The organism is Arthrobacter sp. NPDC080031 (assembly GCF_040702485.1).
In the GTDB taxonomy this organism is placed as follows: Bacteria; Actinomycetota; Actinomycetes; order Actinomycetales; family Micrococcaceae; genus Arthrobacter.
The window spans coordinates 1-15,789 of sequence record NZ_JBFBLA010000004.1; the positions used below are offsets into that span (position 1 = coordinate 1).

General features: G+C 63.8%; 12 protein-coding genes. 7 read left to right on the forward strand and 5 right to left on the reverse strand.

The features are described from left to right. The first annotated feature begins 173 nt into the window (after positions 1–173). The gene (locus AB0323_RS04250) at positions 174–1,457 is read left to right on the forward strand and encodes an acyltransferase (RefSeq protein WP_366176259.1); all 1,284 of its coding nucleotides are present in this window, start codon (positions 174–176) and stop codon (positions 1,455–1,457) included. A 47-nt stretch (positions 1,458–1,504) separates the two neighbouring features. Here the strand turns inward: AB0323_RS04250 and AB0323_RS04255 are convergent, their stop codons facing one another. Both AB0323_RS04255 and AB0323_RS04260 read right to left on the reverse strand, forming a co-directional pair. Beyond that, positions 1,505–2,299 (reverse strand): alpha/beta fold hydrolase, encoded by a 795-nt coding sequence (locus AB0323_RS04255; protein WP_366176260.1) that lies wholly within the window; start codon positions 2,297–2,299, stop codon positions 1,505–1,507. A gap of 181 nt (positions 2,300–2,480) precedes the next feature. Further along, positions 2,481–4,463: an S-layer homology domain-containing protein gene (locus tag AB0323_RS04260; protein ID WP_366176261.1), complete on the reverse strand. Its 1,983-nt coding sequence runs from the start codon at positions 4,461–4,463 to the stop codon at positions 2,481–2,483. A 382-nt stretch (positions 4,464–4,845) separates the two neighbouring features. Between AB0323_RS04260 and AB0323_RS04265 the strand changes: the two genes are divergently transcribed. The 3 genes from AB0323_RS04265 to AB0323_RS04275 are packed head-to-tail and all read left to right on the forward strand — an operon-like array spanning position 4,846 to position 7,895. Then, positions 4,846–5,904, forward strand: coding sequence for a permease (locus AB0323_RS04265; protein ID WP_366176262.1), 1,059 nt, complete (start codon positions 4,846–4,848; stop codon positions 5,902–5,904). 7 nt (positions 5,905–5,911) lie between these two features. Further along, the gene (locus AB0323_RS04270; RefSeq protein WP_366176263.1) at positions 5,912–6,649 is read left to right on the forward strand and encodes a TIGR03943 family protein; all 738 of its coding nucleotides are present in this window, start codon (positions 5,912–5,914) and stop codon (positions 6,647–6,649) included. Next, positions 6,639–7,895, forward strand: a complete 1,257-nt coding sequence (locus AB0323_RS04275) for a hypothetical protein (RefSeq protein ID WP_366176264.1) — start codon at positions 6,639–6,641, stop codon at positions 7,893–7,895. Before AB0323_RS04270 ends, AB0323_RS04275 begins: the two co-directional genes overlap by 11 nt. Positions 7,896–8,040: 145 nt before the next feature. Here the strand turns inward: AB0323_RS04275 and AB0323_RS04280 are convergent, their stop codons facing one another. The 3 genes from AB0323_RS04280 to AB0323_RS04290 all read right to left on the reverse strand — a co-directional run bounded on the left by AB0323_RS04280 (position 8,041) and on the right by AB0323_RS04290 (position 12,188). Then, positions 8,041–8,889, reverse strand: a complete 849-nt coding sequence (locus tag AB0323_RS04280) for a phosphatase PAP2 family protein (protein ID WP_366176265.1) — start codon at positions 8,887–8,889, stop codon at positions 8,041–8,043. Between the two features lie 104 nt (positions 8,890–8,993). Next, positions 8,994–9,980 carry a glycosyltransferase family 4 protein gene (locus AB0323_RS04285; RefSeq protein WP_366176266.1) on the reverse strand — a complete coding sequence of 329 codons (987 nt, stop codon included), beginning with the start codon at positions 9,978–9,980 and terminating at the stop codon, positions 8,994–8,996. Between the two features lie 36 nt (positions 9,981–10,016). Then, complete coding sequence (locus AB0323_RS04290; protein WP_366176267.1) at positions 10,017–12,188, reverse strand: glycogen debranching N-terminal domain-containing protein; 2,172 nt, start codon at positions 12,186–12,188, stop codon at positions 10,017–10,019. A 327-nt stretch (positions 12,189–12,515) separates the two neighbouring features. Here AB0323_RS04290 and AB0323_RS04295 point away from each other — a divergent pair, with 327 nt between their 5' ends. The 3 genes from AB0323_RS04295 (at position 12,516) to AB0323_RS04305 (ending at position 15,777) form a co-directional block, all read left to right on the forward strand. Beyond that, positions 12,516–13,934: an extracellular solute-binding protein gene (locus AB0323_RS04295; RefSeq protein ID WP_366176268.1), complete on the forward strand. Its 1,419-nt coding sequence runs from the start codon at positions 12,516–12,518 to the stop codon at positions 13,932–13,934. A gap of 17 nt (positions 13,935–13,951) precedes the next feature. Further along, on the forward strand, positions 13,952–14,881 hold the full coding sequence (locus tag AB0323_RS04300; protein ID WP_366176406.1) for a sugar ABC transporter permease: 930 nt from the start codon (positions 13,952–13,954) through the stop codon (positions 14,879–14,881). 92 nt (positions 14,882–14,973) lie between these two features. Beyond that, complete coding sequence (locus AB0323_RS04305; RefSeq protein ID WP_366176407.1) at positions 14,974–15,777, forward strand: carbohydrate ABC transporter permease; 804 nt, start codon at positions 14,974–14,976, stop codon at positions 15,775–15,777. Positions 15,778–15,789 lie beyond the last annotated feature (12 nt).

The following is a 15,789-nucleotide window of genomic DNA, read 5'->3' on the forward strand; positions in this document are numbered from 1 at the left end:
TCCACAAACTCGTTGCGGGCACTCTGAGGAAATGACCTGACCATAGAACGCTCCATCAATCAGAGCGTTGCTACGACCATATGACTTTGCCCGCCGAAAACGACATTAACTGCGAGTTAGTTGGGTATGCGGCTCCCAGACTCCGGTCAGGTGCCTCCGGTATGGTGAATTGGATGTTCTCAGTCATCTCGCCTCCGCATCGTGCCCCCATTGCGAATCCGACCCCTGGGAAACCCGACACCGACGGCGTCCCGGCTCCCGGTTCCGGGGCGGAGAATCGCCTGCCGACGAGCGACGCACAGCAGTCCCGGCCTGATCTCGCGACGCTTACCGCACTGCGTTTTGTTGCCGCACTGTGGGTGGTGTTCTTCCATCTTCAAGCCATGCAGCACACCTTCCTCGGGCCCGTCTATGAGCTGTTCCGTCCCGTCATTGCCAACGGCGACCTCGGCGTGGATGTGTTCTTTGTGCTCAGCGGCTTCATCATCACCTACACCTACCTGGACCGGCTGGGCCCACGGTTCCGCTGGCGGGCTGCAGCGGACTTTGTCTGGGCCCGGTTCGCCAGGATGTGGCCCGCGTTCGCCCTCGTGGTGGGGGTGCTGGGACTGTGGTTCGTGTATGGGACTGCCCAGGAATCCGTGCGGGAATGGTCCTTGCAGACCCAGGCTCCGGACCTCTCGCCGTGGGGTCTGGCCAAGCAATTGCTGATGATACATCTCTGGTTCCAACCCGGAACCGACGGCGCGAGCTGGTTCGGTCCGGGCTGGACGGTCAGCGCCGAGTGGCTGGCCTATCTGGCGTTTCCGCTGCTCGCGCTGGTCCTGTTCCGGTTGCGTCGGCTGCATCCGCTGGCGGCGCTGGCGGCCTCTGTGCTTGTCCTCCTGCCGACCGCCATCTGGGGGCCGGACCTGCCAATCGCCACGGTTGAGCATCAGCCCTACGAATGGCTGCTGCGGATCGCCTGCTGCTTCATTGCCGGCGCTTTCGCCTGCATCGCCGCACGGAACGCGGACCGCATGAAGTTCAACCCTGCCCTGGCCGGTCCCGGCGCCCTGCTGACCGGAACCGCCGTCGTCGTCTTCCTGGCCACGGCCGGAAAACCCGGCCCGGGCCGGCTGGCGGTGCTCGCCTTCCCGCTGCTTATTGGCCTTCTTAGCCTGACCCGCGGCTGGCTCCGCTCGGCATTGTCCGCGAGGTGGCTACAGTACGGCGGGCGCAGCTCCTACAGCCTGTACTTGGTCCACATGTTCTTCATCTACCTCTTCTACTGGCTCATCAGGGACTGGCCTAACGGTGCCGGACAACTGGAGGAGAACCTGCTCGCGGCGGCGTGCCTGCTCGGGATTGCCTTGGCCACCCACCTGCTGTTCAAATACGTCGAGGAACCGGCCCGGCTCCGGCTGCGCGGACTGGTCCCGAAGGCGGGTTCGGGTGTCGGTAGGGCACCGCGGTGACTGCCGCCGTCGGGCACTCAAGCGGTGGCAGCGGCCGTGCGTGAACCCTAGCCGATGGAGCTGAGGAACGCGGTCGCGTCCGCCGCCACCTGGTCCGGGCACTCCCACAAGACCAAGTGCCCTACCCCGGGATAAACCTTCAACACGGCGCCTGGTATTCGAGCCGCCAAGGCCTCCTGGTGCCTTCGGGGCAGCACAGAGTCATGTGCGCCCCACAGGATCAGGGTGGGCGCGAGGATGGTTCCGGACTCCGTGGGCGGAGTTGCCGTGCGCAAACCATCGAGGATGCGCTTCCACGCATGGGCGGGCATCCTGACCCCGTCGCGTACCCGGTCCTCGATGAACCAAACAGGAATCGCGTGCAGCAATGGGAACCAAGCCAGGGAACTCCGTACCCAGTCCTCGTCGACGGGGTCCTCGAGAGCGGCGACTTCCTCGGCGAGAGCAGTCCGACCCCGAAGGCTCAGCGGAGAGCCCACGAGGACGAGCGCCGCGACACGATCGGGATGCCCGATGGCTAACTGCTGGGCCACGTAGCCGCCGCTGGAGGAACCGAGGATGAACGCCCTTTGGACATCGAGCGCAGCCAGGATGGCGGCGGCGTCCCCGGCCTGTTCGGCCAGCGAATAGCCGAGCTCCGGTTTCTCCGCATCGCCTTGGCCGCGGAGGTCGGGCGCGTAAACCCTGAAGTCCGTCAGCAAAGGTACAAGGCGGTCAAAGCTGCGACGGGATTCGCCCCAGGCGTGCAAAAGCAACAGCGGCTTCGCGTCGGCGTCGCCGTGGACGAGGCACGGAACCCGTATGCCCGTCGTGAGCCTGAGATCCAGGACTTCGGCGCCCATAGCATCAGGGTACGCCGCGACGTGCGGCACTAGGGGACGAGGCAGAGGGGCTTAGCGGGCCGAGCCTCTAGATCCGACCACCTTTGGCCCGTGTAGCAGTCCGGGATCCCTGAGAATACGGGGATCCCGGACTGGAAGGTGGTTCAAAAGTGGTCGAATGTTGAGCCAGGTTCTTCCAAGGTCAGACTCTGGGGAACTTGGCGTTGAGACGGAACAGGAACGCAGCGGTCGCGTCGCGGTGTACGGGTTGAAGGGGCTGGAATATCGCTCCTCCCGGTACCGCCCAGCCGGTCGTGATGCCGTTGGCGGCGAGCCAGCTGATCTCCCTATAGAACGGGTAGGTTGAGGGCACGTCGAGGAACGTCACGGTCGGGGTAACTGCTGGACTTCCGCTCAAGCGGTAGAGGAACGCGGCCATCGCATCCCGGTTCACCGAATCCAGCGGGTGGAAGCTTCTCGTGTTGTTCGGCCCAGGGTACCCGGTGGTGATGCCGGTGGAAGCCAGCCAGGTGATTTCCTTATAGAACTGGTCCGTGGTGGGAACGTCAGTGAACGGGGAGGCAGCAGGTGCGGTAAACGCTGGGCTGCCCTTGTACCGGTAGATAAACGCGGCCATCGCTTCCCGGCTTATGGACTGCAGCGGCTGAAACAGGGTGGTGCCGTTGGGCTGTGGGAACCCGGTAGTGATTCCGTTGGCGGCGAGCCACGTGATCTCGTTGTAGAACGGATAGCTTGCCGGGATGTCGGCGAACGAGGTGCCGTTGTCGTACATCTCATAGTCGTCAGTGGTGATCGTGCCGTTGGCTTGGATGTTCAGGCCCCAACTGATGCCTGATGCGCCAGCCGGCAGGGGAGGCGTGGTCCAGGTGATTTGGGTCCAGTTCGCCGCGGGGAGGACCAAGGGGCTTGCGGTCCAGTATGTCCAAAACCCGTTACCGACACGGTAATAGACTTCGAATTGGGTGTCCGCGGTGGATTTATACCAAGCTTTCAGCTGATAAGAGTGTCCAGGTGTGCCGGTCGGTGAGCAACCACCCAGGTCCAGGGCGGGCAGGAGTTTCGCGTCCCCTGACACCCAGCCTGTGACTATGAGCTGTTCGGCGTTCGTACCGGTGTGACCTGGCGTGACGATAGAGAAAGCGGGAGTGTTTGTGCCGTACCCGCCTGCGGCCCAGCACTGCGGGATCGTGTTGACCAGGGTCTCCAAGCCGGGGTTTTGAATCATGTTCGTTCCCGGAGGTGGCGGCGGAGGCACGGCAGGGCCGGGGACGGCGGGCTGCTGCGTGCCGCCAACGACCTGGTCCACGGTCTGCACGGCGACCGTACCGGCCGCCTTTTGCTGGGCCAGCCAGGTGGCGAACTGGTTGAACAGGGTCGGGGTGATGGTCAGCGTGGGGTCCGTTCCGACGGCGATGTGGTGGAACGTCAGTTGGACCCACCCGCCGGTGGTTGTCTGGGCGTGGGTCACCTGGTTCTCCAGATTCGCCAGGGTCCACGTGCTGTCCACCTCATCCGGTGCCACAGTCACGTAGGGATTGGCGGGCGGGATCGTGTCCGCTGCGGGAAGCGTCGCCGAGGCCGGGTCCTTGCTCGCCGCGTCGCCCAGGCCGCGGGCACTGTTGAACCCGCACCCTTTCACCAAGGCTTCGGTGGCCGGGTTTTCGGAAGCGAAGGGATAGGCGAAGCTGGTGACTTTGAAGCCCATGTTCATCAGCGCCACGCGGCCGTTACAGATTTGCCGTGTCGACTCGGCGGGGGTCAGGGACACAAGATCCGGGTGGGTGACGGTGTGGCCGCCGATCTCATTGCCGTCAGCGGCGATTTGCTGCAGGTTTGCAGTGGTCAGGTAAGTGGGCTGGTCGATCCACCCGGTGGTGATGAAGAACGTGCCGACCAGGCCCAAGTTTTTCATCGTGGCTTCGGCCGTCAACTGGTCCGCGTTGCCGTCATCGAACGTCAGTGACACCACCGTGTTCGGGGCAGCATGCGCCGGTGCGGCGAACCCCACCCCGGCCAGCAGGCCTGCAACAATCAGCGCCGTGCTGCCAAAAGCGGTCCAGCGTTTGCGAAAGTGCTTACCGAGCAGTATCCCGTTCGCATTGGACCGTTCACGGCCCTCGTGTGGCGATTCCGTCGCCCCTCGTTGGTCATTCGTGGTACTCATGGTCAACTCCTCCCCAGGCTAGGTAACGCACTAGCAGCCGGGTGATCCCTCGTTGGTGAGCCAAGAAGGTGCCGCTCGAAAGGGGAGTCCGATCTGGGTTTCCAGCGGTGGTACTCGGTGCCGGTTCTTTTTATTCACACTCGCGTAATTGCGAGGCTACGACCCCAAGCAGCTGTTGAAACGAGTGGTCAATACTTGTTCTTCCCATGTTTCTTTAAGTGGAGCTTCTGATATGCCTAGGTAGCTTCCCCATGGTCCCCTTCGGAACGGTGTCAGGGCCTCGCCCAGGGGTAGTCGCGCAAAGCACTCCGCGTGTACAGTCGGTTTCGCCAGCCCTTCCGGTCAGGCGCGCCCGGCCGGCTCCGTGGAGGAAGGAGTGCCCGTGACGCTGCCTGCCGTCGACAAACGCGAACAACCGGAACGCGAACACGGAAGCCCGACCCGTGCTTTTACGTCGAAGTCTGCCGCCGGCCTCATCGTAGGCCTCGCCCTCGTTGCACTGTTCGCGGCCGTGCGGGTGCTGGCACCATCCACGCCGGAGGTCTTTGGGCTTCCCAACGCGGCCCGCGACTTTGCCACGCTGTCGATCAGCGTCGTCGTCGAGTCCCTGCCGTTCGTTTTCCTCGGGATTGTCCTCTCGATCGCCGTCCAGGTCTGGTTGCCGGAGGGCATGCTGCTCCGTCGCCTGCCTCGGAGCCCGATGCTGCGGAGGCTGCTTCTCTCGCTCTTGGGAATGCTGCTGCCGGTTTGCGAGTGCGGTAATGTTCCGCTGGCCCGGGGTCTGGTGGTCAAGGGCCTCACGGTTGCGGAATCGATGACATTCCTGTTTGCGGCCCCCATCCTGAACCCCGTGACCATCGTCACTACCGCCCAGGCGTTTGGCTGGGACAACGGCATCCTGGTCTCCCGTGTCCTGGGCGGCTTTTTCATCGCCAATCTTGTCGGTTGGATCTACAGCCGGCATCCGCGCCCCCAGGACCTGCTGACCGCCCGGTTCCAGGAAACCTGTACGGTGGCAGACCACCACGACGGCGCCACCGGGCGGGTGAGGCGCAGCGTGCAGATGTTCTCGCAGGAGACGCGCGCAATGATGCCTGCCCTGTTTGTTGGTGCGGGCATGGCGGGGCTGATCCAGGTTGCCGTTTCCCGCGAAGTGCTGGTCGCTTTGGGCAGCAATCCCGTCTGGTCCGTCCTGGCGTTGATGTTGCTGGCCTTCGTCGTTGCGATCTGCTCAAACGTGGATGCCTTCTTTATCCTGTCGTTCGGGGCAACCTTCATGCCGGGAGGCATCGTGGCTTTCCTCGTCTTCGGGCCCATGATCGACGTAAAAATGCTCGCCCTGATGCGCACCACGTTTACCGCGAAAACCCTCCTTCAGCTCAGCCTGCTTGTGGCACTTTGCGCCGCGGTCCTCGGATTGGCGGTCAACTATGGTCATTAGGCGGCTCGTGAGCCGGTGGCAGGGCGTGGTCCTGAGCCTGATCGGCCTTACGGCGACGATCTGGCTGGGCCTGTCAGGGCAGCTTGCCTTGTATATCCATCCACGGTATTTCGTGTTCACGGTGGTCATGGCCGTCATCGCAGGAGTGCTCGCCCTGGCAGCCTTCGCCTTTGCTCCCACCGCCCAAGACGGGCACGAGCACGGCAATGAACCCGGTTCCCGGTGGGGCTGGCTATGGCCGCTCGGGAGCGTGCTGACCATGGTCGCCGCCGTCGTCGCCCTACTGATCCTGCCGCCGTCGACCCTTACCACTGCCACAGTTGCACAGCGGGACCTTAACGGCTCAGCATCCGCTCTCACCCTGAAAGCACCCGCACTGCCCGGCAAGGGAGACTACTCCGCATTCACGGTGAGGGACTGGGCATCGCTGCTTCGGTCCGGCGCGAAGCAGGACTTTTTTGCCGACAAGACTGCCACCGTGACCGGCTTCGTCAGTGCGGACAAGACAGATCCGAACGTTTTCTTCGTAACCCGTTTTGTGGTGACCTGCTGCGCTGTCGATGCCCAGCCGATTGGCGTTCCCGTCTACCACCCCGGGTGGCAAAACGAATACAAAACCGACAGCTGGGTCACAGTCACAAGCAGCTTTCGCGCCAACCCCAACGCGGCCAGTCGCGAGGCAATCGTCCTGATACCGGACTCCATCCAGTCCACCACACAACCGGCGCAGCCCTATGTCTACTAAGCGCCGTCCCGTCTCAGCCAAACGGGCTGCAGCGATTGCTGCCGCCGCCGAGCTGCTGGCGGGACGACGTTTCGCTCGGCGCCTCTACGGCACCATCGCAATCCTTGCCGTCCTCGCGGGCGGGTTGACGGTCGCGAACCTTTCGAAGCTGCCGCACCCCAACTCCACCCCGGCCCTGGCCCGCTCCGCCACACCCGCGGCCTTCGACCTGTACAGCCTGGAGAGGGACACCGGCAAAGACAACAAAGGGCTGAAGAAACCGGACACTATCCTCGGCACAAGCGTGTCCGGCGGGGACCAGGGAACTGTCATCGTCAGCGCCCCCCGCATCCAGGAGTATGCCGCCCTTCCCTCCGCCCTCGCCGTCGTCACCCTCAACGATGACAACACCAGCTCGCTCGAAATCGTCCCCCTCACGGGCGGCCCGCCAACCCTTGTTCCATTGCCAAGCCTGGGAACAGTGGCGAACCTCCATGCGGCAGGATCCAAGCACCTCATAGGCTTCACCTTCACCGCTTCTTCGGGCACTGGCCAGTACTGGAAAACACTCTTCGTGTACGACGTCGACAATCCGTCCTCGGCTCCGCGGGCCGTCCAGGGGATCAACGGTCCGGTTTCGGCCGCGGACTGGCGCTTTGTCCCGGGTGCGGCCACCTTGGTGGCGCAGACCGATGACCAGTCCATGTTCCTCATTGACACGCTGGACTCCGGCAAACTGTCGCCCCTCGGCGCGCACGCCGGGATCCTTGGATTCGTCCCCGGCAGCAACGAACTCGCCGTCGCCGACCCGGGGCTGAAAAAGGGCGTAGACCCGCCACGGTATTCGACCATCAACCTCGCCACCGGGACCTCTACACCGCTCACCCTCCCCGGCGCTTTCGTACCCGATGCCGCGAACGGGGTCACCACCACCGCGAGCCAGCCCATGGTCCTCGATGCTTCCGGCCACTACATGCAAGTAGCGAGAAAGTACGACGGCGGAAAGGAAGCCTCCGTCGTCAATGTCACCGACAAGAACGGCTCGCGCCAGCTCTACCGGCCTGCCGCCGCCTGGTCACGCATCCTTGACACCTGCATCTCTCCGGCCGGCGACTACCTCGCCGTCGAAACAGCAGCACCGCAATACACGGGAGACCAATATCCCGTCCTCCCCGAACCGACTCCTATCCGGACCGACCTGGTGGACTTGAAGTCAGGCACCGTCCTGAAAAGCGTTCCTGGGTTCTTCCCCAGCTGGTGCGGTTGACAGAGACCCGTCCAGCCCGCTGAATCTCCCCGCCTTTGGCCGGGCAGCACCTCGGGAATCCGCGGAAATACAGGGATTTCGGACTGCGATGCCAGCCAAAAGTGTTCAAAAGTGGGGAAACCACGACGGCGGCCTCCGCGCGGCACTAAGGTGACTGCCGCCGTCGAGCACCCAGGCCGAAAAGCCAAGTGGCAGCCACCGTTGCCAGATAACCGGCGATGACAATCAGGGAGACCCCGGCCCAGAAGTAGTTGGTGGTGCTGCTTTCCGGCCCGAAACCGCTCGCAATTCCCATCAGTGAGTAGACCGCAACAGCCGCGGCCGCGACGCCGGCCAGGGTCGACAGCGAAAGCCACAAGCGCGACGATGCCCAGTGTTCCCCGCGGCCGTCCTGGACGTTCCAGCGCTTTCCCGTGCGCAGCACCAACCAGCCGGCTGGCAGCATGACCGCTCCGACCACCAGGAAGGCGGCGACGACGTCGGCAGGTCGGTGCCACTGGTTGATCAGCGTGGAAACCCCGGCGGCCACCGCGAAAGTGCCACCGAGGAACCCCGCCAGGGGCCGCCAGCGCGGCGACACCACCAAGAACACCGCGGCAGCCGCCGAGGCCGCCAACGTGGTGTGACCGGAGGGCAGTGAGTTTAGTTCGATGGTCTGGACGCCGCGGAACGGCCTGTTCGGAAACCAGTCCTTGAGGAGCTGGGTGGCCAGGTTTGCCGCGACACAAGCGGCCACCGCGATCCCGGCGGACTTCCAGCGGCGCCGCATTATGGTGACGAAAAGAACGACGACGGCGGCGATCGCCACCGAGATGACCGGCAACCAATCGAGGAACTGGGTGGTGGCCCGTTCGGTGGGACCGTTGATGGTCGCGGCTTCCACGAGGGCGGATTCGTCGATGTACTGTCCCGTGGTGGTGCGCACGAAAAAGTAGTAGGTGGCAATGAATGCGGCCATGCAGGCCAGGGTTGCGAGCACAAAAAGGATGCCCATCCCAGCGCCCGCCCAGCGCCTGGTAGCGGTCCCGCGTGCGGCCGGCAGTCGGCTTGTCTTAGGAGAACTCATTGCTTTCAGGGTGCCATATTTGCCTGCGAGGATCACTTTTGCTCGGCGAGGAGTTCCTCATAGAGCGCCAAGTGTTCGGCGACCATCCGCTCGGCGCTGAAGTAGTTTTCCGCGGCACGGCGGCATTCTCCGCGATCGAGCGTCGCGGCGGCCATGACCGCTTCGGCAAGCTCCGGGGGGCTGGAACGGAGATAGCCCGTGACACCCTCGGCAACGATCTCCGGGGCGGATCCCCGGAATGTTGCCACCACGGGAGTCCCAACGGCGAGGGACTCGATCATCGCCATCCCGAACGGTTCATCCCACTGAAGCGGATTCAACAGGGCCACGGAGCCGCCCAGGAGGACGAACTTGTCCGCAGCGTTCAGCTCGCCGAGGTATTCGACGTCGGGCCCCAACAGCGGTGCGATGACCGCGGCGTAGTACTCATGTTCTTCCGCGCTGTACATCTTGGCCGCAATTCGCAGGGGAACGTGGGCGAGGCGGGCGGTCTCTATTGCTTCCGGCAGGCCCTTGCCCGGGTGCATCCGGCCGAGGAAACTGGCGTAGCCGCCGTCGCCGGCTCCGAGCGGGACGGACTGCGTGTCTATCCCGTGGTGGATGACCTTCCGTATCTTGATTCCCGGGGCGGTGTCAGCTTGATGGTGCGAGATGGCAATGATCGCGGTGTCGGTGGCCATGGCCTGGTAAATGTCGTGGTTTTCGGCCGAAAAGGGGAGATGGGCCGTAGCGACGATGGGCGTTCCGTTCGGCCGGTGCCTGTAGAGCGGGCCCGCCAGGGTGTTGTCGTGGATGAGGTCGACGTCGTCCATCGCCGCGAATGCGTACACGCTGTGGCGGAGTTCGTCCGTCCCGTTCCCTATCCTCGAGCCGTCGGCAAGTGGCGGGCCGGGGACCTTGGCCACTGGACATGTGCTTCCGGACGCCGCCGCCAGAAGCACATCATGGCCGGCGGCAGCCAGGCCCCGAGCGAGGATATCGATGATCGACTCAGTGCCGCCGTATGCAGGAGGCGGCACGGGAATCCAAGGCGGGGCAACCAGTCCGATGCGCACCTAGTTCCCCCACCCCGGTCCGGCGGTGGCGTGGTGGACGTCCAAGAGATCGGATAGCGGTTTGCGGGCTTCGCGGTGCAGCGCGATGTTCTCGGGCAGTTCCGTGACATGTGTTTCCCTGTTGACCACCTCCACTGAGATACGGGAGCCTGCGAGCGGGATGTTCCCCATTTTGATGTCGCCGAAGCCTTCGGGAACCACCGGCGCCAGCCAAAGGCCGCCGTGGGTGAGGCAAGGATCAAAGCGCAGCAATACCCTCAGCAAGTGAACCGGTGTGGCGGCGGCCCAGGCCTGCGGCGAACATGACGAAGGGTAGGGGACGGGCGTCCCGTAGGTTTTCCTGTCCAGGCCGCAGAACAATTCCGGTAGCCGCCCACCGAACGCCTCGGCGGCATCCAGGATGCCGGTGATGAGCCGCTGCGACTCCTTGACGAAGCCGTAGCGCATCAATCCGCCGGCTATGAGCGCATTGTCATGCGGCCACACCGAGCCGTTGTGGTAGCTCGCCGGGTTGTAGGCCGCCATATCCGAAGCCAGCGTCCGGACGCCCCAGCCTGTGAACATGGTGTCCGACATCAGCCGCTCCGCGACTAACGGAGCCTTGTCGTCGTCGACGATTCCACTCCAAAGGCAGTGGCCCATATTGGACGCGCATGCGTCTACCGGCCGTTTCGCGCGATCGAGGGCGATGGCGAAATAGCCGCGTTCAGGGAGCCAGAATTTCTCGTTGAAAAGTCGCTTGAGCTCGGCTGCCCGAGCGCCCCACACCGCGGCTAGCTTCAGATCGCCGTCCTCTTGGGCCATCAAGGCCCGGCTGAGATAGGCGGTGTAGACATACCCCTGGACCTCACATAGGGCAATCGGCGGCTCTGCCATTGTGCCGTCGGCGAAGTTGATGCCGTCCCACGAATCCTTCCAGCCTTGATTGAGGAGGCCATGATCCGTGGCCCGCGAGTACTCAACGAAGCCATCACCGTCGGCGTCTCCGTAGTCGCGGATCCAGTCCAGGGCGCGGTCCACCGCCGGCAGGAGGGACGCCGAGATCTCCGAATGGAATCCCCAACGGGTGAGCTCCCCGGCGAGCGTGACGAACAACGGCGTGGCGTCCACTGAACCGTAATAGGCATTCCCCCCGCCAAGTGCAAGGCCCGTGGTGGCACCGAGGCGCACTTCGTGCAGGATCCGGCCCGGCTCCTCCTCGCTGAGCGGGTTGACGGTCCGGCCCTGATGGTCGGCCAGGGTTTTGAGGGTTCCCAGCGCCAGCGAAGGATCCAGTGGAAGTGTCATGAAGGAAGTCAGGAGCGAGTCCCGGCCGAATAGGGCCATGAACCAAGGCGATCCTGCAGCCACCACCGTCCGTCCGGGATGGTCGGGGTCGAAGATCCTGAGGGAGCCGAGGTCAGCCCTGCTCTGCACCAACGCTTTCTCGAAGGCCTTGTTGGCAAGTTTGGTCGTGGGAACCTTGCCATGCCACTCCTGCAGCCTTTCCTCCGGAACATCGTAAGGGCGCTGGCTGCCCCAAACCTGGGCGTCGGCCTCGGGTCCGACCCCCTCGATGCGAGGCGTCGCCGTCACACCCGTGGACCAATGGCCTTGCGGCTCAAGAGTGAAGTCATAGCTGATGACATCACCGTCAACCACGCCATTCGGAGCGTCGACGGTGACAAGGACGTGCCGCCCCTGCCGCTGGGACTCAAGGACCAAAGAACCGTCGCCACCCCGCGTCAAATGCACGCTCTCATGGCGTGCCCGGCCCTCTTTCACTTCGAAGATGTCGGCAAAGTCCGCATTGACCGTTAGCGAAACCGTGGCGCGGGCGGGCTTGCTGGAAAAATTCCTGACCGTAATCTCTTCGTGCACTCCGCCGAACAGGCTCCGCCGGCGTTCAATCAGCAGATGGCTGTCTGCCAACCCATCGGTGCGGGACGCTCGGCCGATAAAATCGGCGCGATAGGGCTCCGGGACAGGAGAACCCAAGGCCTCTATCGGGTGACCGTTCACCGCGAGCGCCCAATTCGAAACGAACCGCGTGTCACGGAAGAACATCCCGTGCGGGCGCCGTTGGTCCATATCGCCGTTGGCCGCAGAGACGCAAAACGATGTTCCTGCCAACAGCGTCACGGCACCTGCGCCGGCCGAACCTGCAAGGTTCTCGGCATTCCAACCTGTCATCAATGGGCTCCAAAGCTAGGGACGGGGGAATGGGGCAGCTTGTTTCAGCGTATTCGCCGAGTCTTCGGAAGTGAACCCTCCTGCAGATATGGCGGGTTTTGGGTGGACGCTCGCTCGGGTATGGGGGTTTTGGGTGGGCGCTCGCTCGGGTATGGGGGGTTTTGGGTGGGCGAATTGGGGACATATGTGAGCGGGCGTCGGGGCAAACACCCGTATATGTGAGCCGGGGTCGGGTCAGGGTGAGGGGCCCGTAACACGAATGTGACGCTTGACACGTGTTAGGTGATGGATTTACGCTACCTAACACGTGTTAGGAAGGAATGAGACATGCCAGGAAGCAATGGGAAGCTGCGTGAGATCTCACGCAGGACAGCCCTGGGTGCCTTGGGTGCGGGAATTGTCGGAGCAACGGTGGCGTCGTGGCCGCGGTTGACCGGCATGGACATCCCGGGCCGCGGGGACAACAGCCTCAGCATCGCCATCTTGGGAACCGCAGCGGACGCAGCCGCCCGCCAGCGGGTCATTGATGCGTTCGCGAAGGTGCACCCGGAAATCAAGGTGAAGGTCCAGGCCATCCAGGCCGCGGACTGGAAGGACTTCTTTACCAAGATCCTCACCATGGTGGCAGCAGGAACGCCACCGGACGTGGTCTACGTGGCCACCGAAGGCGCCCAGCTCTTCGCCGAGAAACTGGCGCACCCCTTGGACGAGTACCTCCGCCGCGATGCCGCGGACATGAAGGAATACTTCGCGGACGTCCACCCGAGCCTCGTCGAGGCGTTCATGTACAAGGGCAGCCTGTTCCAGCTTCCCATCGACTGGAACGCCGCCAACATGTACTACAACACAGCGGCCCTGCAGCAAGCCGGACTCGAGCGTCCCGCGGATAACTGGACCCAGGTCGATTTCCGCAACACCCTCGCTGCCATGCGGAAAGCCAGGCCGCAGGACTTCACCCCGTACTACTGGACCAACAGGCTCTTCGGCGGCGTGGTGCCCTGGCTCTATGCCAACGACACCAGCTTCCTCAAGGAGTCCAAGTCCACCGGCGGCGAATGGCTTTGGGACAGCTTTTACGCGCAGGATCCTTCGCGCGGATTGCGCTCCGGCGGCTACCAGTGGCTTGAACCCAACGCCGATGACCCGAAGGTGTACGAGTCGTTCGACTACCTCCGCGGCCTCGTCAAGGATGGCCTCGGCGTCCGGCCCGAAGAAGGCGGCGGAAATTCACTCGTCGGGCTGTTCGCCTCCAACAGGATCGGCACGACCCCCGCCGGCGGCTACTGGGTGGAAGGCCTCCACGAAGCCGGAATGAAGGAAGACGACTTCGACGTCCAGTTCTTCCCGCGCTGGCGCACCCAGCGGCACCAGTTCGGCACCGCCGGATACGCCATCATGAAGACCGCCAAGGACAAGGACGCGGCCTGGGAATGGCTCAAGTTCGCCTCCAGCCTGGAAGCCATGCGCTTGGTCTTCCCGACGCCGAACACCACCCCCGCGCGCCGTTCCATGGTCAACGAGCAGTTGTACGCCGGACGCGGCCCCAAGCACTGGAAAGTCTTCTACGACACCCTGGACAAATTCCCCACCACCGGTCCCATTCCGGCACCGCCCCAGCAGGCCGCCGTCGAGACCGCACTGATGAAGAACGTATCCCTGGCCGTCAGCGGTGACGAGCGCCAGCTCAAGCAGGCCCTCGACTCCATGCAACGCGACCTTGAGATCGCCTTGAGGAGGCAGGCATGAGCACGGCAACAACGGGCATGTCCACCAATCGCCGGAACAAAACCGGCACCAAGGGCCAACAAACAACCACCGGAAAACAGCGTCAGCGCTGGCTGCCCTGGGCGTTTCTGGCCCCCACCATCCTGGGCATGGGGCTGTTCACGCTCGTGCCGATCGTTGCGTCCGTGGTCCTCGCGTTCTTCCGCTGGGACATCATTTCGGCGCCAAGCTTCGTCGGTTTCGACAACTTCGCCGAAGTGGTCCAGGACCCCACGGTCCGGGTGTCGTTCCTGAACACGATCATGTTCGTGGTGGTCGCCGTGGCCTTGCAGCTTGGCCTCGCGTTGGCGCTGGCGATCATGGTGCAGGAGAAACTTCCGGCCTGGCTTCGCGTCTTCTTCCGCAGCGCCTTCTTCTTCCCGCTGATCCTGTCCGCGGCGTCGGTGTCCATCTTCATGCGCTACCTGTTCAACGAACAATTCGGCGTGGTCAACTGGCTTTTATCCTTCGTCGGCATCCCCGCCGTCCCGTGGCTGACGACGCCGGCCGGTTCTGCCGCCGTCGTAATCCTCGTCTACGTGTGGCAGAACTTCGGGTTCTCGTTCCTGCTGTTCATCGGCGGCCTGGCGTCCATCCCCACCGAAACGTACGAGGCTGCGTCGATCGACGGCGCCACGGGCTGGCGCAAACACCTCCACGTGACGCTGCCCCTGCTTAGCCCCACCACCTTGGTGGCGTCGGTCATGGCGATCATCAACGCCCTGCAAGTGTTCGACCAGCCCTACGTCCTCACCCGCGGCGGCCCCGGCGACTCCACGCGCACCGCGGTGATGGTGATCTTCGAGTCGGCATTCCAGCGCCTTGAGTTCGGCCAGGCCTCGGCGATCGGCGTCATCCTCACGCTGATCATCATGGCCATCACAGCCGCCCAGTTCCGGCTCAGCAAACGATTCGTCTTCTACCAGTAAGGCCCGCCATGACTACAACCTCAACCCAGCGCGCCGCCGTCGATCGCTTGGCTCCCCAAAAGCCCGCGCCCCGCAAGAAGCGGAACTGGAGCATGGCGGGACGAATCGTGCTGCTCCTGATCGCGTCCGTCCTCATTCTCGGTCCGGTGCTGTGGACCCTGTCCACCTCGCTGCGGCCACCGGCGGAATCGTTCCAGTTGCCGCCGTCGTTCCTGCCGCTCCACCCCGATTTCTCGTCCTACGACCAGGTCTTCAAGCAACTCAACATCATGCTTCTGGTCCTCAACAGCGCCCTCGTGACGGGGCTGATCGCCGTCGGGCAGATGTTCACGGCGGCGCTGGCCGGCTACGCGTTCGCGAACCTCAAGTTCCGGGGGCGCGGTGCGCTGTTCTCGATTGTCCTGGCCACCATGATGGTTCCGGCGCAGGTGACGATCGTTCCGGTCTTCATGCTGATCCGCGGCATCGGTTTGTCCGATACGCTCCTCGCGCTGATCCTTCCGGCAATCCCGACGGCGTTCGGCACCTTCCTGATGCGCCAGTACTTCCTGGGGCTGCCAAGTGATTTGGGCGAGGCCGCGGCCATCGACGGCGCCTCGCCGTGGCGGACGTTCCGTTCCGTGTACGCGCCGCTGGCGATGCCGGGCATGGCGATCGTAGGCATCCTGGCCTTCAACTACCACTGGAACGAGTTCTTCCGCCCGCTCATCCTGACCATCTCCGAGCAGAACTTCACGCTCCCGTTGGGCCTGGTGTCTCTGCAAGGCAACCTCGGCACCGGCAGCATCTCCGTGGTGCTGGCAGGCGTGATCCTCTCCATGATTCCCGCGCTGGTGGTGTTCATGTTCGGCCAGCGCGCCTTGCGTGACGGACTCACCGCCGGCACCGGCAAATAGCTTCTACTTCCT